The following is a 25127-nucleotide window of genomic DNA, read 5'->3' on the forward strand; positions in this document are numbered from 1 at the left end:
AGATTGCTGTATAAGGCGCAAAGATAATAAATATATCTAAATAAAAAATAGTTCCCCTATACTTCTTTTATACATCGAGTTTGTTTCGGCGTAGGCGCGTCATAAGCTTACGCCAGAAATCAACTTCTAGCAGACTGGAATCGTTCCGGGCCTGGTACAAAAAGAACAATCCGATTGGCAAAAGTATAATGTTAGCACCCCACATACCTACACCTACAGGTATGAGGCCTTCTCTAGCCCACTTTTCTCCAAGTATGGCCATCACATACATGGATATGAAAAATATTATGGAAATAATAACCGGCACACCCAAACCGCCTTTTTTGATGATAGCACCCAAAGGCGCGCCAATCAAGAACATAATAAGTATGGCTGCTGACTGCGTATACTTGCGCCAGATCTCGATTTCGTAATTATTGGCATCTCGCAGTGTCGTATTAATACGCTCTACATAACTACCAGTAAAAGCTTTAATGTTTCTTGCCTTATTTGTTGCCATTGCAACAGTATTAGTACTTACTTCAGGCAGTTCTTTTTCTACAAGCGTATCTTTAAGGCTCAAACCATTTTTTACAACACCAGAATCTGCTTTAAAGTACATAAAAAACGGATCTACGTTAGGCGCATACAGTTGCTGCTCACGATTTGCATACTTGCGCAACGAGTCTGTTACAACTTCCAGCTGATTTATGTCCTTCATCATTTTATTATCTGAAAAGAGCTCCTCACGCGTCCTGTCCAGATCAAACGATGCAAGGCTCACGATGATTTTGCTCTCATCAAACTCCTGTCGCACAAACTGCTCATTAGAGTTTTTAAATCCACCTGACTGCTCATCTACATAAGTATTGCCATCATAAAGCTCCATTACAAGATAAGCATCATTAAAATCAGTATACATTCTGCCAGAGTCGGCAAGTATAACCCTAGAGTTGGAGCCACCCTTAGAGTGATCGTAAATCATGATGTCCTTCATGGCACCATCATCATTTACCTTCTCGTTTATCTTTATGCTAAGCCCCGGCAAACCATTGTAAAAGGCACCTTCCTTAAAGTTCATGGCTGGTTTTTTCTGCCTTATATCCCAAAGCAAACTATAAGCTTTCAGATTGGCCTTTGGCACAATCACGTTATTGAAGAAGAATGCACCAACAGTTAACCCCGAAACAAGTAAAAATACAGGAAGAAGTATACGTGTAAGGTTTATACCTGAAGTTTTAATGGCTGTCAGTTCATGGTGCTCTCCCATAGTACCAAAGGTCATTAAAGCAGAGAGCAGCACAGCAAGCGGAAGAGCTACAGGAGCCATGTTAAGGCTAAAGTAGAACAAAAGCTCCCCGAATATATCTGCACCTAAGTCCTTCCCTACTAATTCGTCTAAGTACTTGAGCATATACTGGGTTAAAAGTATAAACTCCACTATTGCAAACGTTAGCAAGAAAGGCCCAACAAATGAGCGTATTATTAGCTTATCTAGTTTTTTCATGTGAGCCGTTAATGGGCAATATAACGTTTGAACACCACATTGCTTAAAACAAACAAATGGCTTTCAAAAAACGTGCAAAGATAAGCAGATAGAGTTGTATAGGCACTACCCTCCTACAATTTCCTTTAGATTCTGAAACAGATTATCCCAAAGCTCCTCAAGTTCTTCAACATCCTCTTCATCAGAGTAATCTACTATTTTTAAGAACTGCTCTTGAGTAAGCTCACTGGATTCTATTGAGAAATCTATATAGGAACCATCTACCATGTGCTCCTTTTTGTCACCAAGGAAAAGGAAACGGACAGATTTATTTGTACGGTGGCCCGTCATTTCAGCATAGTGGCTACGTCCATCCCATTTAAAGTTGTATACTTTATCTTCATCAACGATTACGTCGTCGCAGAACCATTGCGCCAAACCACTGGCCGAACTCAGATAAGGGTATAAAAGTTTAGCCGAAGCATTAATCGGATACTCTCGTACAAACTTTGTTTTTGTAGCTCTCGTCATAAACAGGTAGTGTAAGTGTCTGAGTAATTATAGTATTAATTTTTGATTCTTTATATATTAAGAAAACAAAATATTTTTTTTTGAGACTTTGCTTGCATATTTGAACTCTAACCCCCTATATTTGCACCACAATTCGGCGGGGTAGCTCAGATGGTTAGAGCGCAGGATTCATAACCCTGAGGTCGGCAGTTCGATTCTGCTCCCCGCTACAAATAAAAGCCTGCTGGTGAAAACCGGCAGGCTTTTTTATTTACAGGCTATTTTAAATCAACAACATAACGCCTTTAGACAAAAGTGCTATTGGTTTAAAAGCGGCTATTGGTCTAGTAGTTCACCTCAAGTGCAGGCACATCTACAAGTATAAGCTCAGCACCTGCCACTCCATGTATACTTACAAAGTCAGAGTCTTCAATACGCACCTGGTCACCTTTATCTGCCTCTACATTGTTAATAAGTACCCTGCCTTCTAATACATAAACCAAGGTTTTCCTTATTTTAAAGGTTTTAAACTCTATGTCCTTGCCCTGTCCCAGTTTGCTGTAGTATACAGTAGAGTTAGAGTTCATGTACGGAACATTCTCCAGCACGCGCTGCCCTGTAATAAGCGGAGTAAGCGCGTCATCCTTGTCCAGGAAATCCAGAGGCATATGCTCGGAAGCAGGTGCTACACCTTTTTTGTTGGGTAGGAACCACAGTTGCAGAAAATGAGCAGAAGCCTCACCTTCGTTATTTGCCGAATGCGAAATGCCTGTACCAGATGACATCCGCTGCACATCTCCGGCTTTTAACTTTAACTCATTCCCAAGACTATCAAAATGCGTTAGCTCACCATCCAGCAATACCGTTACCACCTCCATTTCTGCATGCGGGTGTTCTGGCAACGAGGACTTCCCCTGCATCACATTATCGTTGAACACTTTTAACGGTCCAAACTGAATATTAGAAGGATCATAATAATCAGCAAAAGAAAGCAGGTAATGAGAAGAAAGCCAGTCTCCGACTTTGGAAGTATGGCGCTCATTAGCAGTCATTAGTTTTATCATTTTATCGTATAGTTTATCGCATCAAACAAAAGCAACAGTTATCGCTATGCTCTACGGATAAACTAATTAGCTAGTTAATTAAACACGCTTAGTTGTACTATACACCAATAAATAAAGAGGTCCTGCCGCATTGGCAGGACCTCTTTATTTATTGGTGTATAGTACAAGTATGTTAATTAATCAACCTTCTTTAGTTTCTGCATCTCCTTCTGTAAATCAAGTACAATAGAAGACAATTTATCAAGAGATAGGTCAGCAATCGGAAAAGATGAACTAATATAAGACTTTGCCTCCCATATTTCTATGACATCTTCTACACCGATTTCATAAGGTGAATATACTGGGTTATCAGAGTGCAGACGCAACATAGAGGCATCTTTTATTTTGTTGTAGATGCGCTTAAATACAACACCTTCTTTCTGGCTAACTACAATACATGGCGATCCATCTTTTATACTAGACCAGTCTTCCACAAAACGACCAACAATTACAGCACCTGAAGCAATAGGCAGCATCGAGTCTCCGCTTATTTCAAAAGCACGATAAGTACCACCCGCGCCAAGCATCGGTAGCTTAAAACGTGGCAGTTCTTCAATGAACTCTGAGTCAGCATAGCCATTTAAATAACCGGCACTTGCCTTGTAAGGCACAAGCTCGATATTTTCGCGCTGCTGCTCATCTACTGTGATAGCTAAAACCCTTAGTCTACCGCCAACCTTAGCAGAAGCGGGCTCTATGGACTCAGAAGGGTTAGACAAATCCTTGGTAATAAGATCATCTAACGTTATATCAAAAAGCCTTGATATATTTACTAGAGTTGCAAGTTTAGGCTCAGCTCTCCCCTCTTCATAAGCTCCAACTAATGAACGCTTTATCTCTAATTTATCGGCAAGCTGAGCTTGAGTATAGCCAGCGCTCTTTCGCAAATGCCTAATATTTGAAGTAACCATACTGCTGATCTGCCAAATCTGTTAGCGAATTAATAGATAATAAAGATAGAATTTATAATTCTTTTGTAAAGATAAATATTATAAAGATGAATTACTAAATAAATTAGCAAATAATTTTACTAATCAAAAAAATATAATTTCTAAAGTTTATTTACAAGTGTAATAATCACATTTTATTTAAATTTCTATATTACTTTAGAACTTTAGAGATATTATACTTTTATGTCAAAACATACTATTGCAGGTGTAATTTTATTCACGTAGATTGGTCAATAGTTAATCTTTTTGATCTTAAAGTCTTAATTCATACTTATTAAAAATAATGCAGCAATAATCACTTATGCCAAAAATATGTAGAAATTAAAGCAAAACACAGTGCAACTATTTTTTAGAATTTTATAAATAATATTCTAAAAAAAATTAAATTCTAGTTTAGCCAGTAATATTGGCATTAACATGAACTTTTTAAGTAACCGGCGGGTTACGAAATTTCATAAAAAATGTTACCCAAAAAATTTCAACTTTTTAGCCAAAGTTTATGATTACACGTGGGTTCAAGAGAACTGTGCCATTTTTGGCATTAGCCTCTACCATTATTTTCACCAGCTGCCAAAAAGAAGAGCTGATGGAGAACCAGTTTGAGAACAGTGTATCAGAATCAGCTGATACAGAAAGCACCGTTGTTGAAGGACAATATATTGTTGTATTCAAAAACGGTTCTACAGGACTTAATGCCAGCCATTCCAACGACTTGTCTACTTCGGAACGCTCCAACTACACTGGGCTAAGGAACCGCTTAATGTCGGATGCCAGAATCCCTGCCGAAGAACTTATTCAGAGTTATGATGGTGTTGTAAATGGTTTTGCTGCTCGTTTATCTCCTATGCAACTCGAGGCTCTTAAGGATAACCCATATGTAGAGTATATTGAGCAGGACAGAACAATAATACTCGGCAAAGGGAAAAAGAAAAAAGTTAAATCAAGCACAACAACTTCTCCTTCTACTCCGGTATCTCCTGTAACAGAACCAGATCCCAATAGCTATAAAACCATTACGCCTCTTAACGGCGAGCACATACCATGGAACATACAGCGTGTCGGCTACGGCGATGGTACTGGTAAAACTGTATGGATCATAGATTCAGGAGTTGATACAGATCACCCTGACCTTAACATAGACCTCAGCAGAAGCGCTTCTTTTATATATGGAAATACTTCTGTAGAAGATGGTCATGGGCATGGCACTTCTGTAGCAGGTGTAATAGCAGCAAAAAACAATGGCTCAGGTATGATAGGTGTAGCTTCTAATGCTACTATTGTGCCACTTCGTGTATTCGATGATGCTGGTGCGGGAACAGTTTCTAGGGCTATATCAGCTGTAAACCATGTAAGTAATAATGCTAAGCCAGGTGATGTGGTGAATATTAGCCTTGGCAGCGGCATTTCATCTACTCTGGACAATGCAGTTAAAGCAGCTGCATCTAAAGGTATATTTTTTACTATTGCAGCTGGCAACAGTGGCGTTGACTGCGCCAGCACTTCACCTGCACGCGTAGATGCGCCTGGGGTTTATACTTTATCTGCAATGGATTCTTACAACCGCCTTTGGGCATCATCAAACTATGGAGTTACTGTAGATTTTGCGGCACCTGGTGTTAATGTTACCGTTACCATGAAAGGAGGCGGAATTGGCAGCGGTGCAAACGGTACATCTTTTGCAGCACCACATGTAGCCGGCATACTGCTGCTACGTGGCAAAGTATACAGCCAGGGCACTATAACCGGCGATAAAGATAACACTCCAGATCCGATTGCATCTGTAGAGTAACTATATAACCGTATAAAAGCAAAGGGGCAGCTAATATTAGCTGCCCCTTTGCTTTTATACGGTTATATGTTGGCAAACTCTTTTTTATAGAGTGAGATAGAGAGCCTTATTTTATAATATTCATACTTCTCCTCTAGGAACTCGAACAGGTCTTTTAACTTTGCATCTGGCCCAAATTTTTCTACAGCTTTAACAATAGCCTTATATTCGCCTTTCGATACATACTTGTAGAGGTCTACATCATAGCCTTGCTCAAATAAGGTGGCAATATGTGAGAAAACAGTTACGGGGTTTAAATTCCTCTGAATAGCTATTTGCTCTATATTGTATCCCTGCTTTAGTAGCTCGAAAGTAGCAATATGTGTGGCACCCTTCATCTTGCTACCTTTTGCCTGCTCTTCGTTTATAAAATCAATAATCTCGCTAATAAACAGGTCGCCGTAACGCTCATACTTTAACGACCCGACACCTGAAACAGAAAGCATCGCAATTTTAGTAGTAGGGCGCTCTGCAGCCATTTCCTGTAAGGTAGCATCTGTAAATACAACATAAGGTGGTACTCCGGCCTCATCTGCTATATTTTTCCGTAATGCTCTCAGGCGGTCAAATAAAGCATCTTTAATAAGCTCTCTCTTCGGACGTGCCTTCACAGCTGGCTCTTCCTGCTTCACATCTTCAAACTTAACTAGTTGTACTTTACGCCCCTCAAACAAAACCTGCTTACTCTGCTCAGTAAGCTTTAAAGTATAACCTTGATCGTAGGCCATTTCCATAAAACCTTCGTTTAGCAGCTGGTGTAAATAGCGGGCCCAGTCTAGGGTGCTGATGTCGCGGCCAGCACCATAAGTCTTGATTCTGTCGAAACCTGCTTGCATTACTTGGCTGGTTCGTGCGCCCCTTAATACCTCGATCAATAAACCCATATTAGCTTGCTCCTGTGTGCGAGCTATGGCAGAAAGAGCTTTTTGGGCTAGCAAAGTACCATCAAAGCGTGTAGGTGGATTACGGCAGATGTCGCAGTTACCACAATCTTTCTTCATGGTTTCACCGAAGTACTGCAGCAAAATTCGCCTGCGGCAAGCTGAGGCCTCAGCAAACTGTTGCATTCGCTCCAGCTTCACCAACTGCAGTTCAGTCTGCTCTTCCCTGCTTTGGTTTTCGAGAAGCATATTGCGCATATTCATCACATCTGCGAAGCTGTAAAAAAGCAATGCGTCAGAATTCGCGCCGTCACGGCCTGCACGGCCTATCTCCTGGTAATAGCCCTCGATGTTCTTAGGTAGGTTATAATGAATCACCCAACGCACATTCGATTTATCGATACCCATACCAAAGGCAATAGTAGCACAGACAATCTGCACGTTATCCCTCAGAAAATCTTCCTGTGCCTTTGCCCGCAGGTTAGGCGACATGCCTGCATGATAGTAGGTTGCACTGTATCCATTGGCTTTCAGTTTAGAAGCAAGTGCCTCCACTCCTTTCCTGCTGAGGCAATAAATTATACCCGGCTGTTTGTGATGGCGGTCCAGGAATTCGGTAATCTTATTAAACCTGTCTCTGCCAGGTTTAACCGTCAGGTTTATATTAGGTCTGTCGAAGGAAGCTACAAATACATTTGGATGATGCAGGTAGAGCTGCTCCTGTATATCTTTTTGGGTAAGCTTATCGGCAGTGGCAGTAAGTGCTATCACAGGAACAGCAGGAAACTGCTGTTTCAAGACTTTTAATTGGGTATACTCAGGTCGAAAATCGTGGCCCCACGCAGATATACAGTGTGCCTCATCTACAGCAAAGAGTGAAATCTTTATACGCTTTAGAAAAGCGAAGAAACCCGGAGAAAGTAATTTTTCAGGAGAAACATACAGTAGCTTCAACTTCCCATCCAGGCATTGGTTTTCGATCTGATACTGTTGCTCAGCTGTTTGAGAGCTATTAATATAAGCAGCTGGTATTCCATTAACGAGCAATGCCTCCACTTGGTCTTTCATGAGGGCTATAAGCGGCGAAACAACAACACAAAGCCCCGGCAACACTACAGCAGGCAACTGGTAACATACAGACTTGCCACCTCCGGTTGGCATTAACACCACTACGTCCTTGCCCTGCAGTACCCCCTCAATAATCTGCTCCTGCATCGGCCTGAACTGTTCATAGCCAAAGTATAACTTTAGTGCCTCTCTTGCTTCCCGAATCGTAACCATACTAACTATTTAACCACAGGCATGTACCTGCTTCTACTGCTTTTATTTATACTTCAAAGTTAAGTATAACTGCGGCCAATAACGAGTTATACTTTTAATAAACATTTACATTAAGGTAAATTGATCAGCTAACAATAATGAACTACAAAGTGCTCCCTTGGCCAAGTATGAAAATTAAAAAACTATGAATTTTTACCACCGTACCTATTTACATTATACATTAAATTAAAAGCTATGAAATCAGAAAGAACAAACGAACTGGAGCATGTACTTATAAAATGTATTACTGCCTGCGAGACCTGCGCCACTGCCTGCCTACATGAAGATGATGTAAAAATGATGGCAAAGTGTATTATGCTTGACCGAGATTGTGCAGACATCTGCATAATTACTGCCAGGTTTGTAGCACGCGACTCAGCTCATGCCAAACATGTGATGAAGGAATGTATTGAGATATGCAGGCTATGCGAAGAAGAATGCCGTAAGCACAAACATGACCACTGCCAGAAATGCGCTGATGCATGCCGTGAATGTGCTGAAGCCTGTGAAGCTTGGATGAATCGGTAGAACATACCATAAAGTGCTAAATAAGTGCGGCCGTAGAATATTCTACGGCCGCACTTATTTAGCACTTTAACATAACTAATCTTACTAATTGTCTTTTAGTAATTTATATTAAAATATAAGATCAAGTATAGATTCTATAATTGCTAATACAAGACTAAAAAGTAAGGCAGCAAAAAAACCGCTTGTATCAAACCCTGTCACAAGCGAATCAGCGAGTAGTATAATTACAGCGTTTATAACTAACAGGAAAAGGCCGAGTGTAAGAACAGTAACAGGTATAGTCAGGAAAATTAAAATAGGCCTTATAATGGCATTAAGTATGGCAAGTACCAATGCAAGTATAAGAGCAGTAATAAACCCTTCGATATGTACTCCTGGCAAAATATAAGCAGCAATCATAGCCGCCGCACCAGTAATCAATAATTTAAAGATAAATCCCATTGATTTTAAAATTTAATTTAGAGTATGCCTATACTTTACGTTTGATTAGAATATTGAGATAGCTTAATTCTATCATAACAAAAATGCCCGAAAGAAATATCTCTCGGGCATTTTTAGCATTTCATAAAATCGGCTAAGGTTAAAATTGCGCTTGCAATCTGCCTTGTGATACAGCCATCCAGTTACAAAGCTTTTGTAACACACGAGCTCCAACGTTACCGTTCCACTCGCTATCACCAGGAGCAACTTCGCAAAGGTCAAACCCAATAATCTCACGACCTGATTTCACCAACTGCTTGATTAGGAATACTGCCTGCTCAAACTCAAGGCCACCTGGTACCGGTGTACCAGTTGCCGGACAAAGCTTCGGATCAAGACCATCAATATCAAAGCTGATGTATACTTTCTGCGGCAGCTGTGCAATAATCTTCTTGCATTCTTTTTTCCAACTGTCACCGGCATACATGTTCTCCTTCAAAACAGCATCATAGAATATCGTTATTCTGCCATTAGATTGATCAGCAAGTTCTGCCTCAGCCTGGCAAAGATCGCGTATACCTACCTGTACCAGTTTCTTTATCTGAGGTAACTTAAGCGCATTAAACATGATAGAAGCATGTGAATACTCAAAACCTTCGTAAGCATCACGTAAATCAGCATGAGCATCTATCTGAAGTATACCATACTCTTCATGTTTTTCAGCCAGCGCGTGCATCAGGCCAAGCGGCGTGCTATGGTCGCCACCAAGTACAGCCACCATTTTACCTTTATTAAGGTAATTTAGCGACTTTTGCTTTAGCCACTGCAGAAACTCCTCTCCTTTTGCTGTTACCTCTGCGGTTATATTACCGAACTGCTCTCTGCTTTCTTCAGGACTGCCTGCTTCAAGCCAGTTAATGTAAGCTTCTGCTTTCTGGCGAAGTTCATCACTCACAGCCTGCCACTCTTCTGAAACATCTTCCATGGCAATACCTAACTTCCAGGCGTCCGGAATAGCTGTTTCAAACAGGTCTAATTGAGGCGATGCATCCATAACAGCTTGTGGCCCCTGTGCTGTACCAGCGCTATAAGATACAGTAACTTCCCAAGGTGTAGGGATAATAACTAATTCAGATTCATCTACAGTAAAGGGTAACCCAAAAACACCGCCACTAATATCGCCTACACCATTCGGATCGAAGTTGGCTATCTTTTGCTCTTTGCTATTCATTTGTTGGTTCTGCAGAATATTGTTCTATTACTTGCTGTGTGCCTTTACTCAAAAGTTCTTTCACGAAGTTAGGTAAAGCAAATGCAGCAGCATGAATATCCTCGTTGTAATACTTTAAGCCCTGCGCATTAGAGAATTGAGCAGCAGCAGCTTTATCATAATTAAATGGAGTAGAATCACCCTTTGATGAATAGGAGAAACTCCAGGTACCAGTTGGATATGTAGGGATAGCCGCCAAGTAACAATGAACCTTATCTTTCCCAAAAATCTTCTTGTACGTATCGTAAATCTCTACAAACACGCCGCTGTTAAATCTAGGCGATTCAGACTGTGTAATCATAACACCATCAGCTGTCAGGCAACGGTATACTTCCTGGTAAAACTCCGCTGTAAACAAGCCTTCTCCTGGCCCTACAGGATCGGCAGAGTCAATAATGATCAGGTCGTAGCGGCCATCCTCACACTCATTGATATACTTGATACCATCCTCAACTAACAGGTTCAAGCGAGGGTTATCAAAAGCAACAGCTGTTTCTGGCAAATGCAGTTTGCAGGCTTCAATTACTAATTCATCAATCTCTACTAGTGTCACCTCTTCCAGTTGCTCATGGCGCAGCAGCTCTCTAACTGTACCGCCGTCACCTCCTCCAATTACAAGGGCACGCTTCGCTTTACGGTGGCTGAACATTGGAACGTGCGTGATCATCTCGTGATAAACATACTCATCCTTCTGCGTGCACATTACCATACCATCCAGGGTAAGCATATTCCCGTAAGCTAGCGTTTCAAAAATTTCTACACGCTGATACGGAGAGTCTTTTTTGTACAGCTGGTTGCCAGAATGTTTAAGCGAAAGCGCGATATTTTCGTCACGCTCAGTAAACCATACATCACGTGTGATGGTACCAGGCACCTCGTTAGGCCTTTCAGTAACATCCCGCAGCGACTCCAGGTTAAAATCTGTACGCTTAAGAAGGTTAAGCTGGCCTCTGCGCAATTCCATAGATGAACCATGGCCTGCTTCGAAAGCTTCTTTCAGAAAAGTATAGGATACCCAAGGATCTACAGAATCGCCACAGGTAAAAAGATCTACGGCTGCATAGCCAAACTCAGGCCAGGTATGGATGGCCAGGTGGCTCTCCTGAATAACAACAACTCCGGAAACACCGTATGGCGAAAAATGGTGAAATGTGCTGTTGATTACAGTTGCGCCGGCTGTTTCAGCAGCGGCAACCATACTATTCTCGATATGAACTACATCGTTCATAAGCTCAGGTGAGCAATCGTAAAATTCAACTAAAATGTGTCTACCTAAAGCGTTCATCAATGGGTATGAAAGGTTAAAAATGATTAATTCAGCAAAAAAACGAAAACTAATGCTATAATCAAATTGATAAAGCACCACAAGGGTATACTGTATTGCATACCAATGTGTTAGTATTTCATACTTTAAAAACTAAATTTTAATCTGCACTTAAACTTTATACAGATGCTAACTCCTGCTGCACTAGGTAGGTGTCACGGTATTCTTCCACCAGTTCATCAGACACATTAAAAGTATCATCTATAAAGGCAAATTCCCTAAGCAGCTTATACTTTGTTACATGGTATATTAGAAACAACTCCGACTGTGTGAAGCTGGCTTTTGTAATGAAGCTATAGTATTCTCCTTCATCCTGCGTCTCGGTGCGATATCGCTGAATAAGCCTGAGAAGGATGCTCAGGTTGCTTAGGTACGGGTTAAGGCTGGATTGATAAAACGAAAAGTGGTAAGTAAAGTATTCTCTAAAGATACTGTGGAGCTCCTCATTAGTGCGTTGTGCAACAGGCAGAGCACGTACTTTTTGTACAAAAGATGAAAGAACCTTCTCCTGAAAGAACACAAAAAAGTTACTACCACTATGTGGGCTTTGATTAATATCATAGGCTATAAGCGCATCTATGATATCATTTTGCTTGTTAACAAAACTGATGAAGAGCGTAGAAAAATGCTGCTGCTGAAAAATCTTTTGAGTTTTGTGAAGTTCGTGCCGCTGTAATTGAAATTCACGCTTTTGATAGGTAAGTGTAGCAAAAAACAAAAACACACCTGCCAATGCCCAAAGTGAACCGACTATGCCTCCGATAAATTCTCCGTACTCTCCAAAGACTCCTCCTGCCCTATCTCCTGGATCTGCATACAATTCGTGAAGCAGGTTAAACTTAATAGTGCCCCACACAAGTATAATTGCCCCGGCAAGTATTAAGGCATATCCAATTATTTCGTACCTGCTCAGGCGTTGTTTTAGCTGTGGCATACTTTGCACTTTATTTTTGTACTGTTTATGCCAAACATACTTCGCAAGCTATCTATCTCTTTCTTTTAAACTGTTTTTACCAAGATCAAACGAACGAATTGTTTCAAGCATTTTGAGTAATGTATTGGAGTCGAAAAACAAAAGTAACGGCAACTCAACGCTCTTATAATTATGTGTAAAGCGGGTGATAACAGTAAATACAAGCGGCTTAAAGAGAGGATTGTGCACTAGTATTTCCTTTAATGAATTAGCGATGTTTGTTTTAGGTGCTTTAGGAGGCGAGCCATAGATATCAGCTTTTAGGATATTGGCCAGCTGAGTAACAAGTGCCCCAGTGATAATATTACTTATCTCGAGTAGCAGAGACTCCTGCATTACAGAGAGTTCGCCTTTTTGTACATTCAGCATACTAAGGCAAACCTCGGAAAGACGTACTACATGCTCATCGGAAAAAAGCATAAGGGTAGCGCCGTTAAAGTCTCCTTTTATGTCGGATTGGATGATGGAATGTGTATCAGCGTACTGCTCGACAAGTATAATTAACTCTTTGAGCTCTATAAGTTTAATATCGGGCACTTTAAGCAAGACTTTATCTTTGGCTATGGCAGCAAATGAGTCCGCAGCCCTAGCAAGCCCAATGTTTAAAATCTCCTTTATTATGTCCCTCTCGAGTTCCGATATCTGAGGTGCCATCATAGTGTCCATTTTAGTTATTTCAGTTTCCATCGCCTCTACCTTCTACCTATTATTTATAAAGTATCTGGTGATCGCCGGTACATCAAGTACCAGGCAAACCTTACCGGTTCCTAAAAGCGTCACGCCTCCATACAGGTCTATCTTATCAAGAGGTTTACTTAATGGCTTTACCACTATGTCTTGCTGCCTGTACAGTTTATCTACAATCAACCCAAGTTTTCTGTTATTGTAAGAAACAACTACGATGTTTTGCACCTGTCCTTTTAACCGGGTCTTGTCTCCGAGATTCATACTTGCCTCATCGGCATTTAAGAGTTCGTGCAGGTATACTACCGTCACGGTCTCCCCTTTTAAATCGGCAACCATTACATCGCCAACTTCATGTAGTTCGTCCTTATCGAGCGCAATTACCTGTTCGGTATGTATAAGCGGAATTGCGTAAAAAATATTGTCAACTTCAAACAACAGTGCACCTTTAACTGCAATAGAGGTAGGTAACTGCATCACAAAAGTGGTGCCTTCACCAATAGCAGAGTCTACATGCAGGCGGCCGCCAATAGAGTCTATTGCATTTTTTACAACATCTAGCCCAACGCCCCTACCAGAATATTCCGTAACCTCCTTAGCCGTTGAAAAACCGGGCTCAAACAAAAAAGAAAGTACTTCAGAATCCGGAAGCCCCTCAGCCACATCAGCAGAAATAAGTTTGTTCTTCACAGCTGTTTTCCGTACCTGCTTCAGATCAATGCCTCGTCCGTCATCTTTCAAAGTGATGACCACAATGTCCCGGTCGTTGCGTGCACTGAGTAACAGCGAACCAGACTTAGGCTTATTTGCTTTTTCTCTTAACTCTGGCTTCTCTATACCATGTGTGATGGCGTTTCTAACAAGGTGCAGCAACGAATCAGTAATGATCTGAAGTATATTCCTATCAATCTGGATATCCTGACCAATAATTTCCAGGTTAATATCCTTATGTTCCGCAGAGGCGATATCACGCACAATTCTAGGAAACTTGTTAAACAAAGTACCGATGTTTACGAGACGTGCATCCATTACGCTGTACTGCAACTCTTCGGTTATACGGTACAGGTGAGAACTAACCACTTTAAGATCATCGTTGTTCAGCTCTCTGCTCAGCGAAATAATTCTATCCCTATCTATAATCAACTCTCCCACAAGGTTTAGCATGTGGTCTAGCTTCTTTATCTGAATGTATATCAGTTCTGATAAAGAGAGATTTTTGGAGTTGGTATACTTCTGAACTTTTGCCAGCTCAATAGTACTGTCCGATAGGCTATCTACAATAATATCCAGGTTACGAAGTAACACAGGATCAGGCTCTGTTGGTGTCGGGTTATCTATATTGGCTATCAGATCACCCAGCATATCAATGCCGTCAAAAAGTACTGTAACTACCTCATCGCTAAAATTAAGCTCTTTATTCCGGATCAGGCTGAAAGCAGTTTCAAGCTTATGCGATACATCAGAGATTTGAAGGTATCCAATGGCTTTTGCATTAGCTTTCAGGTTATGCAGCAAACGGAATATCTCCGCCAGAATACGATCATCCTGTGGTTGTTTCTCGAGTTCACTGATATGCCTGTTTAATGAGTCAAAATACTCTAAAGCTTCAGCAATAAATATTTCCTTGTACTCCTGTTCTCTTGATTTCATGCAACGTTGTCCGAAGACCCAGCCCCATTAGTGATTAGCCCTATTTATACTTTAGCTGCTAGTTTTAAGCAAACTGATGTCAAATTTTGAGCCCCATACTAACAATAAATTTATTTTTCTTCTAGCGCCTTACTAACTACCTCCAGCACCTTCTCTTCAGAAAATGGCTTTACAATGTAAGATAACGCACCATACTCAAGTGCCTCATTTACAATAACTTCCTGGCCTACGGCACTTACAATTACCACTTTCATATCTGGCTGGTCTTTTTTAATTCCTTTCAGTACATCAAGGCCAGTATTGTCAGGCAAGATCACATCCAGTGTTATAAGATCAGGGTTAGTTTCCTTAGCCAGTTCCAGCGCCGTCTGCCCGTTAGGAGCTTCACCCACAACTTCATATCCGGCATCGGTGAGCATGTTCTTAAGCATGGTGCGCATGTAGAATGAGTCATCTACGATCAGTATTCTTTTCATACTTTTATTTAAGTGGTTAAAATCTAATTTACTTTCCGGTAAGCTGCTTTATCTCATCTGCAGAAAGTATTCGAAGCATGTCCAGCACGATGATCAGTTTATGGTCAACCTTGGCAATGCCTTCAATGTAGTTCTCTTTAATATTAGTATCCTGCAGAAATGAGGGCGCTCTATCTATTTTTGACATAGACAGATTAAGAGACTGCGGCACCTCCCGCACTACAACTCCAATGTTGTATTCTTTAGCCTCAATAACTAAAGTATAGGTTAGTTTTGATTCTGTACCCTCTGCTACAGCTGCAGGTCTTATATTGAATCGTTTTTCAAGATCAACAATGGCAATGATATCGCCCCGTATATTAGCTACTCCCTGCACAAACTCAGGTGTACGGGGCATACGTGTTATACTTGGTGTAATCGTTACCTCCTTTACCTGATCAATTTTGATGGCATAGAACTCATCGCCAAGCTTAAAAACGATCAGGTGCACATTCTCCTCTTTTACTTCTTCTGGTGCTTTAACCGATTTAGATGCTTCTTCAGAGGGTGCAGGGGCTACTTCCACATTCAAATTATTATCTGAAGTGGCTACCTCTTCATTTTTTTTCTTCGCCATCACTTGTTGTTCAGATCATTACCTGTTTTAGAAGAACCACTAATTTTTGATTTAGTAGCCAATCGCTTATTACCTGTAGTCGATCTCTCTGCTTTAGATGGCACTGGCATAGATAGCATTCTGCGGTTCTTAGAGCTATTAAAGATCAGGTTGCCATCGATAAGTTTAAAGGCTGAGATACTAATCTGAAGATCTGCGGCAATATCATTCAAATTCTGAGAAGATGCTGTCAACGTCTGCATCGAAGCTGAAAGTTGCTTAGCTGTACTTGCTACCTGTTGTGTACCAGAGGCCGTTTGCTCAGCAATAGCAACTACTTCTTCCACATACTTCACAACATCACCAATAGATGATTTCTGTACTTCTGTTGCTGTTAAGATATCCTGCGCTGTGCGAAGTGTTTCGCCACTCGAGGCTGCAATGTTTTTAAAGGCACCAGAAGCTTCAAATGTAGCGTTTTTACCTTTCAATACACGGCCCTCCATTGTAGAGATCGCCATGGCAGCAGAAGCAGTATCTTTCTTAACATCTTCAACCAGTGTAGAAATCTCACTAGCAGATTTGCGAGAACCTTCTGCCAGTTTACGGATCTCCTCGGCTACTACCGCAAAACCTCTACCAGCCTCACCGGCACGGGCTGCCTCAATGGCAGCGTTTAGAGCAAGCAAGTTTGTTTGTGCAGCAATGTCGGTTATTACACCAAGAGATTTAGATATCTCCTGCGAGCGGGCACTTAGTACCTCAATTGTTTTAGAAGTAAGCGATGCTGAACTGGAAATCTCTTCCATGTTCTTCACCACCTCTGCTACTGTTTTCAGACCCAGCTGAGAAGTTTCCTCACCTAGTAAGGCTGACTTGTTCACTACTTCAGCACGGTTGGCAGTTTCCTTAGTAGCTTTCATGATCTCCTCGATCAGCTTAAAGGCCTGGTCTGTTTTTAGTGCCTGGTTTTGAGCACCCTCCGCCATCTGCTGCATGGCAAGTGCCACATCAAGCGTTACGCGGTTCATTTCCAGACCTTTTTCAGCCATCTCTTCCGAAGAGCTACCTACTACAAGCGAAGAGTCGTTGATCTCACCAAGTAGCGAGTTTAGGTTTTCTACTGCAAGGTTAAGAGCATTAGCCATATCTAAGATATCACCGGCAGTCTGTGTTTCTACTTTCTGCGTTAAGTCACCTTCAGAAATGGCGCGTACAACTCTTGATACTTCCAAAACCGGTGTTACTATAGACTCAAGCAAGTCGTTAAGGGTATCTACCAGTTCCTTCCAGCTACCACCCACACCTTGCAGAGTGGCACGTTCTGTCAATTTACCTTCCACACCTGCTACTCTAGCAACACGAGATACCTCACCAGCTAATCTGTTCAGGTCAACAACCATCGTGTTGATCGTTTCCGCCAGTTCAGCTACCTCGCCTCTAGCTTCCAGTGTCAGCTTTTGAGTAAGGTCACCTTTGGATACAGCAGTTACTACTTTTACAATGCCTCGTACCTGTGTTGTCAAGTTAGAAGCCATTGTGTTTACATTATCAGTCAGGTCTTTCCAAACACCGCCTACATTCGGTACCGTTGCCTGGCCTCCCAGTTTACCCTCGGTACCCACTTCAAGTGCCACACGCGTTACCTCCCCGGCGAAAATATTCAGGGAATCAACCATTCGGTTGATGTTCTCTTTCAGCTCACCAAGTTCGCCTTTCACATCCACGGATACTTTCTGAGTTAGGTCACCTTTGGCAACAGCAGTTGCTACTGCAGCAATGTCACGTACCTGAGAAGTCAGGTTGCTGGCCATGGTGTTTACGTTATCGGTAAGCTCTTTCCAGGTACCGCGTACTTTTGGTACATTTGCCTGTCCGCCCAGTCTACCTTCCGTACCCACTTCACGTGCCACACGGGTTACCTCATCAGCAAAGATGTTGAGTGAGTCCACCATCTGGTTCAGGTTCTCCTTCAGGTCCAGGATCTCGCCGCGTGCCTCAACAGATACCTTCTGAGTAAGGTCGCCTTTCGCAACAGCAGTCGCAACTTTAGCAATGTCACGCACCTGAGAAGTCAGGTTAAGAGCCATGTAGTTCACGTTGTCAGTCAGGTCCTTCCAGGCACCTCCTACGTTAGGCACATTCGCCTGTCCGCCTAGTTTACCCTCAGTACCTACTTCACGCGCAACCCTTGTTACCTCGTCACCAAATATGTTCAGCGAGTCCACCATCTGGTTCAGGTTTTCCTTTAGGTCAGCCATTTCACCACGGGTCTCTACTGTTATTTTCTGAGTTAAATCTCCTTTCGCTACCGCAGTTGCTACGTTGGCTATACCTCTTACCTGTGTTGTCAGGTTAGAAGCCATCGTGTTTACATTATCAGTCAGGTCTTTCCAAACGCCGCCTACGTTAGGTACAGCAGCCTGACCACCTAATTTACCTTCCGTACCCACTTCACGCGCCACACGCGTTACCTCACCAGCAAAGATGTTGAGCGAGTCCACCATCTGGTTCAGGTTAACTTTCAGCTCAGCCATCTCCCCTTTCACATCCACGGATACTTTCTGGGTCAGGTCGCCTTTCGCAACGGCTGTTGCTACGTTGGCTATATCTCGTACTTGGCTGGTTAGGTTAGCAGCCATGGTATTTACATTATCAGTAAGGTCTTTCCAGGTACCGCCTACATTTGGAACAGCAGCCTGACCGCCAAGATTACCCTCAGTGCCCACCTCACGTGCCACACGGGTTACCTCGTCAGCAAAGATGTTGAGCGAGTCCACCATCTGGTTCAGGTTCTCCTTCAGGTCTGCTAACTCTCCGCGTACATTTACTGTGATCTTCTGGCTCAGGTCGCCTTTCGCCACCGCAGTTGCCACATTGGCAATATCACGTACCTGAGAGGTCAGGTTGCCTGCCATCAGGTTTACGTTGTCGGTAAGGTCTTTCCAGATACCGGCTACGTTCGGCACGTTTGCCTGACCACCTAGTATACCTTCGGTACCCACCTCACGTGCCACACGGGTTACTTCCGCACCAAATACATTCAGTCGGTCCACCATGGCGTTCAGGATGTCTTTCAGTTCACCAAGCTCACCTTTCACATCCACAGAAACCTTTTGCGTCAGGTCGCCTTTCGCCACCGCAGTTGCCACGTTGGCTATATCACGTACCTGGCTGGTAAGGTTACCAGCCATAAGGTTTACGTTATCGGTTAGTTCTTTCCAGGTACCTTCTACTTTAGGTACATTCGCCTGTCCGCCCAGTTTGCCCTCAGTTCCTACCTCACGCGCAACCCTTGTTACTTCACCTGCGAAGATGTTCAGCGAGTCCACCATCTGGTTGATGATATCTTTCAGCTCAGCCATCTCCCCTTTCACATTTACTGTGATCTTCTGCGTCAGGTCGCCTTTCGCTACCGCTGTAGACACATTGGCAATGTCGCGCATCTGAGACGTAAGGTTGCTGGCCATCGTATTCACGTTGTCGGTCAGGTCTTTCCAAACGCCACCAACGTTAGGTACTTTGGCCTGTCCACCTAAACGGCCTTCTGTACCATACTCGCGTGCCACACGGGTTACCTCGTCAGCAAAGATATTCAGCGAGTCCACCATCTGGTTCATGTTATCCTTCAGCTGAGCAAACTCACCGCGAACATCCACCGAAATTTTCTGTGCCAGGTTACCTTTCGCTACCGCAGTTGCCACATTCGAGATGTCACGTACCTGAAGCGTCAGGTTACTGGCCATGGTGTTTACATTATCAGTCAGGTCTTTCCAAACACCTGCCACATTTGGCACAGATGCCTGCCCACCCAGTTTACCTTCTGTACCCACTTCAAGGGCCACACGTGTTACCTCGCCGGCAAACAGGTTCAGGTTATCAATGGTACGGTTAATGGTTTCGGCCATCACCTTAAAGTCACCTGACACTGGAATTTGGAATGTTTCATCCAGGTTACCGCGTGAAATGTTCTTTAGTACCTTACCTACTTCTAATACTGGTACTGCGATCGAATCAACAAGTCCGTTAATATTGTTGATCATGTCTTTCCAGAAACCAGATGCACTTTCGGCAGAAGCTCGGGCTTTTAAGTTACCCTCTACTCCGGCTACTTTAGAGATACGCGATACCTCCCCACCTACACCACCGATCATTTCCACCATCGAGTTATAGGCTTCAGCTATTTCAGCAAAAATGTCGTTATTCTGTTTTGTGAGGCGCACAGAAATATCACCTTTCTTAAAGGCATCTAGTGCGTATAAAACTTTGTTTAGCTGCTCGCTTATATAATCCGGATTGTAAGACAGTAGCTGCTTATTATCTCCGTTTTCGCTTTTGTTTTTAGGCTTACCAGGGTCTTCGGGCAGATCTTGCTTTTTACCAGGTGTTTCTTTTTCTTTTGTTGCCACAGCTACAGGTTTAGCATCATTAAGTTGGGCAACCGGCGTTTTCTCTCCTGCCTTTGCTTTGGTAGCTGAGGCTTTTTCAGAGTTAACATCAACGTCACTGATAAGCTTATCTTTACTCAGCTTCAAGTTTTTACCTAAGGCCATATGTAAGTTGGTTGGATTGGGTGTAAGTCAAAAAGGAATATTATCCTTCTGTTTATACTTCGTATTTAATGCAATATACTTATTAATAATTAAAATCAGGAGGCTATCAGCATTACCTAATTTAAAGAGAGGAACTCCTCAGCTAATGATTTGTAGTCTTTAGCACCATTTGAAGAGACATCATAGTCAAGTATACTTTTCCCAAATGAGGGTGCCTCTGCGAGTTTTACATTAAGCCTTATCTGGCTGTTGAATATTTTTTCGTCCACGTTTTCTTTAAGGTATTGCAGCACTTCTAAACTGAGTTTCCTGCGCATATCAAACATCACCACTACGATACCTTTTATCTTAAGTTTCGAATTGAACGCTTTTTTTACTCTTTCTACCGTTTTGGTAATTTGGTCAAGCCCTTGCAGTGTCAGCACTTCCATCTGTAACGGTATCAGAACTTCATGGGCTGCTGTTAAGGCATTAACTGTTAAAACTGACAGAGACGGCGGACAATCAATCAGCACATAATCAAATCCTTGCACTTCAGAAATCATGTTTTTCAGGAATGTCTCACGGCTATCCTCACCCACTAGCGATATCTCAATATCCACTAAATCGTTGGATCCTGGAGCAACCCAAACACCATCTTTTTCAACTAAAATATCTTTAAGTTTTTTTGCACCCAAAAAGGCATCAGCCAATGTACCGTTTGTGTTAGGCACAGCTAGTGAGTAAGATAAATTGCTTTGGGGGTCTAGATCCAGAAGTAGTACCTTCTTACCACATTTGCTTAGAGCACTTCCCAGATTTATAGTAGTAGTTGTTTTACCGGTGCCGCCTTTCTGATTAATGACAGCCACAACATTCGTTTTCATGCAGGTTGAAGTTAGCTGGAAAATTTACCAGTAAATTAAAATACAAACTTAAAGTTAGTAAAATAAACTTAAAGCATACTTAAAACCAGGAGTAGTAACATGCTAAACCTTCTGACCTGTTCTGCTAAACACCACACCAGTTGTATAGTAGATCTGCTCCCAAGACTCAAGCTCAATTTGAATGCAAATTGCTTGGGCAGTATCTAAATAACCTAACATCTCGTCAGCTAGCTCGCGCACAAGTTTAGTAATACCAGGGTTGTGACCAACCAGTAGCACAGTAGTTTTATCGGCAGGTAACTCACTTAATACTTTTACAAGTTGGTGCTCTTTGGCATTGTAGAGGTCAGGTTCGTAGTTCACCATTTCCTCATCAAAGTATAGTTTTCCTGCAATAATCCTGGTAGTTTGGCTTGCTCTTTTTGCCGGACTAGAAATTATTTTATCAACTTTGGAAAAATTTTCTCGCAACCACTTAGCTGTGTCTCTGGCCTGCTGTGAACCATATGAGGTAAGTTCACGCTCAAAATCAGGCTGTAAGGGATAAGGGTCTTCTGCTTCAGCATGCCTGCAAATGAGTAATTTTCGTTGCATATAAAAGGATGATATGATCGTATAGAAGCAAATATGTACTGAATATAATAAAAGTTATGACAAAAATCTGCTCACAATAAACCTATGTTATACGTGAGAGGTTATAATAGTTTAAAAAATTATTTGAACTTTGGGCAAATTTCGGCCAAACTCGCCTTTAAATAATAAGGATGATAAAAAATTTAGTAATAGTAGAGTCGCCAGCAAAGGCTAAAACAATTGAAGGATATTTGGGTAAGGATTTTATTGTGAAATCTAGCTTCGGACACGTACGTGATCTGCCTAAAGATAACAATGCTATTGATATAGAGCATGGTTTTAAGCCTACTTATGTTGTATCCAGCGACAAGAGAGAAGTTGTATCACAATTAAAAAAATTAGCGAAAGAAGCTGAAACAGTTTGGTTGGCATCGGACGATGACCGTGAAGGAGAAGCCATATCTTGGCACCTGACTGAAGCCCTTAACCTGAACGACCAGAAAACAAGAAGAATCGTTTTCAGGGAAATAACTAAAAATGCCATTATCAATGCCATCAATACACCAAGAGGTATTGATATGGACTTAGTCAATGCGCAACAGGCACGACGTATTCTTGACCGTATTGTAGGTTTTGAGTTATCACCTGTTCTTTGGAAGAAGATAAAAACAGGCTTATCGGCTGGCCGTGTACAGTCTGTTGCTGTACGCCTGGTGGTGGAGCGTGAACGTGAAATCGAACGCTTCAAAGCTGAGTCTGCTTTTAGAATAACAGCACAATTTGATGTGCAGGGCAAAACGTTAGAGGCTGAGTTACCTACTAAGTTCAAAACAGAAGAAGAAGCCCAGGCATTTCTGCAAAAGTGCATTGGTGCTGACTATACAATAGAGAACCTTGAAAAAAAGCCTTTAAAGCGTACACCTGCCCCACCCTTTACGACCTCTACTCTACAGCAGGAAGCAAGTAGAAAATTATACTTTTCGGTAGCGCAAACTATGACTGTTGCGCAACGCCTGTATGAATCCGGCAAGATTTCATACATGCGTACAGACTCCGTAAATTTATCAGAAGAAGCTATTCAGGCAGCAACTAGGGAAATACAAAGCTCTTTCGGTGAAAAATTTGTAAAGCAACGCCGCTTCAAAACCAAGTCTTCGTCGGCACAGGAAGCGCACGAAGCAATCAGGCCCACCGATTTCTCTCAGATGGTAGCCAGCAGCGACAGAAACGAGCAGCGCCTATACGAGCTGATTTGGAAACGTGCTATAGCATCTCAGATGTCGGACGCAGAAATAGAGAAAACCACAGCTACTATTGGCATATCTACACAACCAGACCAGAAACTTCAGGCTACCGGTGAGGTAATCAAATTTGAGGGCTTCCTGAAAGTATACATTGAGTCTAAGGATGATGAAGAGGGAGCAGATGATGATGTAAAAGGTATGTTACCGCCGCTAAGTATAGGCCAACTTATAAGCCTACGCCAGATGCTGGCAACACAGCGTTATACACGACCTGCCGCACGCTATACAGAGGCCAGCCTTGTAAAGAAGCTAGAAGAAATGGGTATAGGCCGTCCATCTACCTATGCTCCTACTATCTCTACCATACAAAAACGCGGTTACGTAGAAAAAGATAGCCGCGAAGGAAAAGAACGCACTTACGAAGTGCTCACACTTAAAGACGATCAGATATCGGCGCAGCAGAAAACTGAGATAACCGGTGCTGAAAAAGGAAAGCTTTTCCCGACGGATACGGCAATGGTGGTGAATGATTTCTTGGTTGAGCATTTTCCGAACGTAATCGACTACTCGTTTACGGCACGTGTAGAGGCAGAATTTGATGAAATTGCCCAAGGCCAAAAAGAATGGGAGAATATGCTGGAGAATTTCTACGAGAAATTTCACAAGCGTATTGAGTCTAGCGAGAACATTTCAAGAGCTGATGTTTCAGGAGCACGTGAAATTGGAACAGATCCTGCCACGGGCAAAACCATTTTGGCAAAACTTGGCCGATTTGGCCCCTATGTACAGCTTGGCGAAGAAAACCCTGACACTGGAGAAAAGCCATTATATGCTAGCCTCCGTAAAGGGCAGTTTATTGAAAATATCTCTTTGGAAGATGCACTCGAGTTGTTTAAACTCCCAAGAATTGTGGGTACTTTCGAAGAAAAAGAAATGACTGCGGCTATAGGTCGTTTCGGACCTTATATCCGTCATGACAGTAAGTTTTATTCTCTGCCTAAAACAATAGACCCTCTACTTGTAACAGCCCAGGAAGCTGTTGACCTGATTGAAGCTAAGCGCAAAGCCGATGCCGAGAAAATGATAAAGACGTTTCCGGAGAACCCGGATGTGCAGGTACTGAACGGCCGTTACGGTCCATACATTGTAGTAGGCAAAAAGAACGTTAAAATTCCGAAAGGCAAAGAGCCAGAAGATCTAACACTACAGGAATGCTTAGACTTGGCAGAAGCTACACCAGAAAAGAAAGGGCGTGGCGGATTCAAGAAAAAGGAAACCACTGCACCGGCATCTGGCAAAAAAACTACCACTAAAGCCAAAGCGGGAAAAGCGGGATCGAAAGCAAAACCATCTGCAAAAAAATAAATTAAACCGGTATGGCTATACTTAAAGCCATACCGGTTTTCTAAACACTACTATTCCTTCAAAAAAAAAAATTTGGAGTAGCCCTTGCAGTTAAAGAAACACCCGCTATATTTGCACCACAATTAGACAGAACGGCCCGTTCGTCTAGGGGTTAGGACGCCAGATTTTCATTCTGGTAACAGGGGTTCGATTCCCCTACGGGCTACCACAGTAAAAAGCCGCTTCATGTAAAATGGAGCGGCTTTTTTGGTTCGATAAATTTCCCCTTCGGTGGTTTATTTAACATCAGAAACCAAACAGAACCTTAATATTTGTGCAATAGGTTTGCGAGCAAATCAAATGGTTGGAGACAAGACAAAGCCAGCCTACAGTATTAAACCCTATCTCAAATCTGTTTTGCTTTCCATACTAATTTATTACAGAAGTTAGGGATTGTGCTGAATGCGGTGATAAATACCTTTAATAACCTGAAGCTTTTATAGGAACTGGACTTTAAGGTCAAGCATGCTTAATCAAACTACGACATAGATAAAAAAGTGAGACGCCTGC

General features: G+C 42.2%; 19 protein-coding genes and 2 tRNA genes. 5 read left to right on the top strand and 16 right to left on the bottom strand.

Going from position 1 to position 25127, the window contains the following annotated elements:
* Nucleotides 1–67: 67 nt before the first annotated feature.
* Nucleotides 68–1486 carry an LptF/LptG family permease gene (locus tag WG943_RS10335; protein WP_340408748.1) on the bottom strand — a complete coding sequence of 473 codons (1419 nt, stop codon included), beginning with the start codon at nt 1484–1486 and terminating at the stop codon, nt 68–70.
* Nucleotides 1487–1591: 105 nt separating this feature from the next.
* Nucleotides 1592–1996, bottom strand: a complete 405-nt coding sequence (locus WG943_RS10340; protein ID WP_340408749.1) for an START-like domain-containing protein — start codon at nt 1994–1996, stop codon at nt 1592–1594.
* Between the two features lie 135 nt (nt 1997–2131).
* On the opposite strand from WG943_RS10340, the gene WG943_RS10345 reads away from it, so the two are divergent.
* A tRNA-Met gene (locus WG943_RS10345) sits at nt 2132–2205 on the top strand.
* Nucleotides 2206–2319: 114 nt separating this feature from the next.
* Here the strand turns inward: WG943_RS10345 and WG943_RS10350 are convergent.
* Together WG943_RS10350 and WG943_RS10355 are read right to left on the bottom strand one after the other, a co-directional pair.
* The gene (locus tag WG943_RS10350) at nt 2320–3039 is read right to left on the bottom strand and encodes a pirin family protein (RefSeq protein WP_340408750.1); all 720 of its coding nucleotides are present in this window, start codon (nt 3037–3039) and stop codon (nt 2320–2322) included.
* Nucleotides 3040–3215: 176 nt separating this feature from the next.
* A complete protein-coding gene (locus tag WG943_RS10355; protein WP_445323627.1) occupies nt 3216–3989 on the bottom strand; it encodes an XRE family transcriptional regulator in 774 nt (257 codons plus the stop codon).
* A gap of 538 nt (nt 3990–4527) precedes the next feature.
* On the opposite strand from WG943_RS10355, the gene WG943_RS10360 reads away from it, so the two are divergent.
* Nucleotides 4528–5817 (top strand): S8 family serine peptidase, encoded by a 1290-nt coding sequence (locus WG943_RS10360; protein ID WP_340408754.1) that lies wholly within the window; start codon nt 4528–4530, stop codon nt 5815–5817.
* A gap of 62 nt (nt 5818–5879) precedes the next feature.
* Here the strand turns inward: WG943_RS10360 and recQ are convergent, their stop codons facing one another.
* Complete coding sequence (gene recQ, locus WG943_RS10365; RefSeq protein ID WP_340408756.1) at nt 5880–8018, bottom strand: DNA helicase RecQ; 2139 nt, start codon at nt 8016–8018, stop codon at nt 5880–5882.
* 234 nt (nt 8019–8252) lie between these two features.
* On the opposite strand from recQ, the gene WG943_RS10370 reads away from it, so the two are divergent.
* Nucleotides 8253–8585, top strand: a complete 333-nt coding sequence (locus WG943_RS10370; RefSeq protein WP_340408757.1) for a four-helix bundle copper-binding protein — start codon at nt 8253–8255, stop codon at nt 8583–8585.
* A 108-nt stretch (nt 8586–8693) separates the two neighbouring features.
* Here WG943_RS10370 and WG943_RS10375 read toward each other — a convergent pair whose 3' ends face one another.
* The 11 genes from WG943_RS10375 to WG943_RS10425 all read right to left on the bottom strand — a co-directional run bounded on the left by WG943_RS10375 (nt 8694) and on the right by WG943_RS10425 (nt 21990).
* On the bottom strand, nt 8694–9026 hold the full coding sequence (locus WG943_RS10375; protein WP_340408758.1) for a phage holin family protein: 333 nt from the start codon (nt 9024–9026) through the stop codon (nt 8694–8696).
* Nucleotides 9027–9165: 139 nt separating this feature from the next.
* Nucleotides 9166–10236, bottom strand: a complete 1071-nt coding sequence (locus tag WG943_RS10380; RefSeq protein WP_340408760.1) for an agmatinase family protein — start codon at nt 10234–10236, stop codon at nt 9166–9168.
* Nucleotides 10229–11503, bottom strand: a complete 1275-nt coding sequence (speE, locus tag WG943_RS10385; protein WP_445323628.1) for a polyamine aminopropyltransferase — start codon at nt 11501–11503, stop codon at nt 10229–10231. The genes WG943_RS10380 and speE overlap by 8 nt, the downstream gene beginning before the upstream one ends.
* 214 nt (nt 11504–11717) lie before the next feature.
* Nucleotides 11718–12533 (bottom strand): putative phage abortive infection protein, encoded by an 816-nt coding sequence (locus WG943_RS10390; RefSeq protein WP_340408764.1) that lies wholly within the window; start codon nt 12531–12533, stop codon nt 11718–11720.
* 48 nt (nt 12534–12581) lie between these two features.
* Nucleotides 12582–13259, bottom strand: a complete 678-nt coding sequence (locus WG943_RS10395) for a chemotaxis protein CheC (RefSeq protein ID WP_340408766.1) — start codon at nt 13257–13259, stop codon at nt 12582–12584.
* A gap of 12 nt (nt 13260–13271) precedes the next feature.
* The gene (locus tag WG943_RS10400; RefSeq protein WP_340408767.1) at nt 13272–14906 is read right to left on the bottom strand and encodes a chemotaxis protein CheA; all 1635 of its coding nucleotides are present in this window, start codon (nt 14904–14906) and stop codon (nt 13272–13274) included.
* Nucleotides 14907–15016: 110 nt separating this feature from the next.
* Complete coding sequence (locus tag WG943_RS10405) at nt 15017–15382, bottom strand: response regulator (protein WP_340408769.1); 366 nt, start codon at nt 15380–15382, stop codon at nt 15017–15019.
* A 28-nt stretch (nt 15383–15410) separates the two neighbouring features.
* Nucleotides 15411–15998 (bottom strand): chemotaxis protein CheW, encoded by a 588-nt coding sequence (locus WG943_RS10410; RefSeq protein WP_340408770.1) that lies wholly within the window; start codon nt 15996–15998, stop codon nt 15411–15413.
* Complete coding sequence (locus WG943_RS10415; RefSeq protein WP_445323629.1) at nt 15998–20530, bottom strand: HAMP domain-containing protein; 4533 nt, start codon at nt 20528–20530, stop codon at nt 15998–16000. The genes WG943_RS10410 and WG943_RS10415 overlap by 1 nt, the downstream gene beginning before the upstream one ends.
* 116 nt (nt 20531–20646) lie before the next feature.
* Nucleotides 20647–21396, bottom strand: coding sequence for a ParA family protein (locus WG943_RS10420; RefSeq protein WP_340408772.1), 750 nt, complete (start codon nt 21394–21396; stop codon nt 20647–20649).
* A 102-nt stretch (nt 21397–21498) separates the two neighbouring features.
* Nucleotides 21499–21990, bottom strand: coding sequence for a SixA phosphatase family protein (locus WG943_RS10425; protein WP_340408773.1), 492 nt, complete (start codon nt 21988–21990; stop codon nt 21499–21501).
* A gap of 170 nt (nt 21991–22160) precedes the next feature.
* Between WG943_RS10425 and topA the strand changes: the two genes are divergently transcribed.
* Both topA and WG943_RS10435 read left to right on the top strand, forming a co-directional pair.
* Nucleotides 22161–24578, top strand: coding sequence for a type I DNA topoisomerase (gene topA, locus WG943_RS10430; RefSeq protein ID WP_340408775.1), 2418 nt, complete (start codon nt 22161–22163; stop codon nt 24576–24578).
* 133 nt (nt 24579–24711) lie between these two features.
* Nucleotides 24712–24786 (top strand) — tRNA-Glu (locus tag WG943_RS10435).
* Nucleotides 24787–25127 lie beyond the last annotated feature (341 nt).

This window comes from Pontibacter sp. H249, from assembly GCF_037892465.1.
GTDB lineage: Bacteria > Bacteroidota > Bacteroidia > Cytophagales > Hymenobacteraceae > Pontibacter.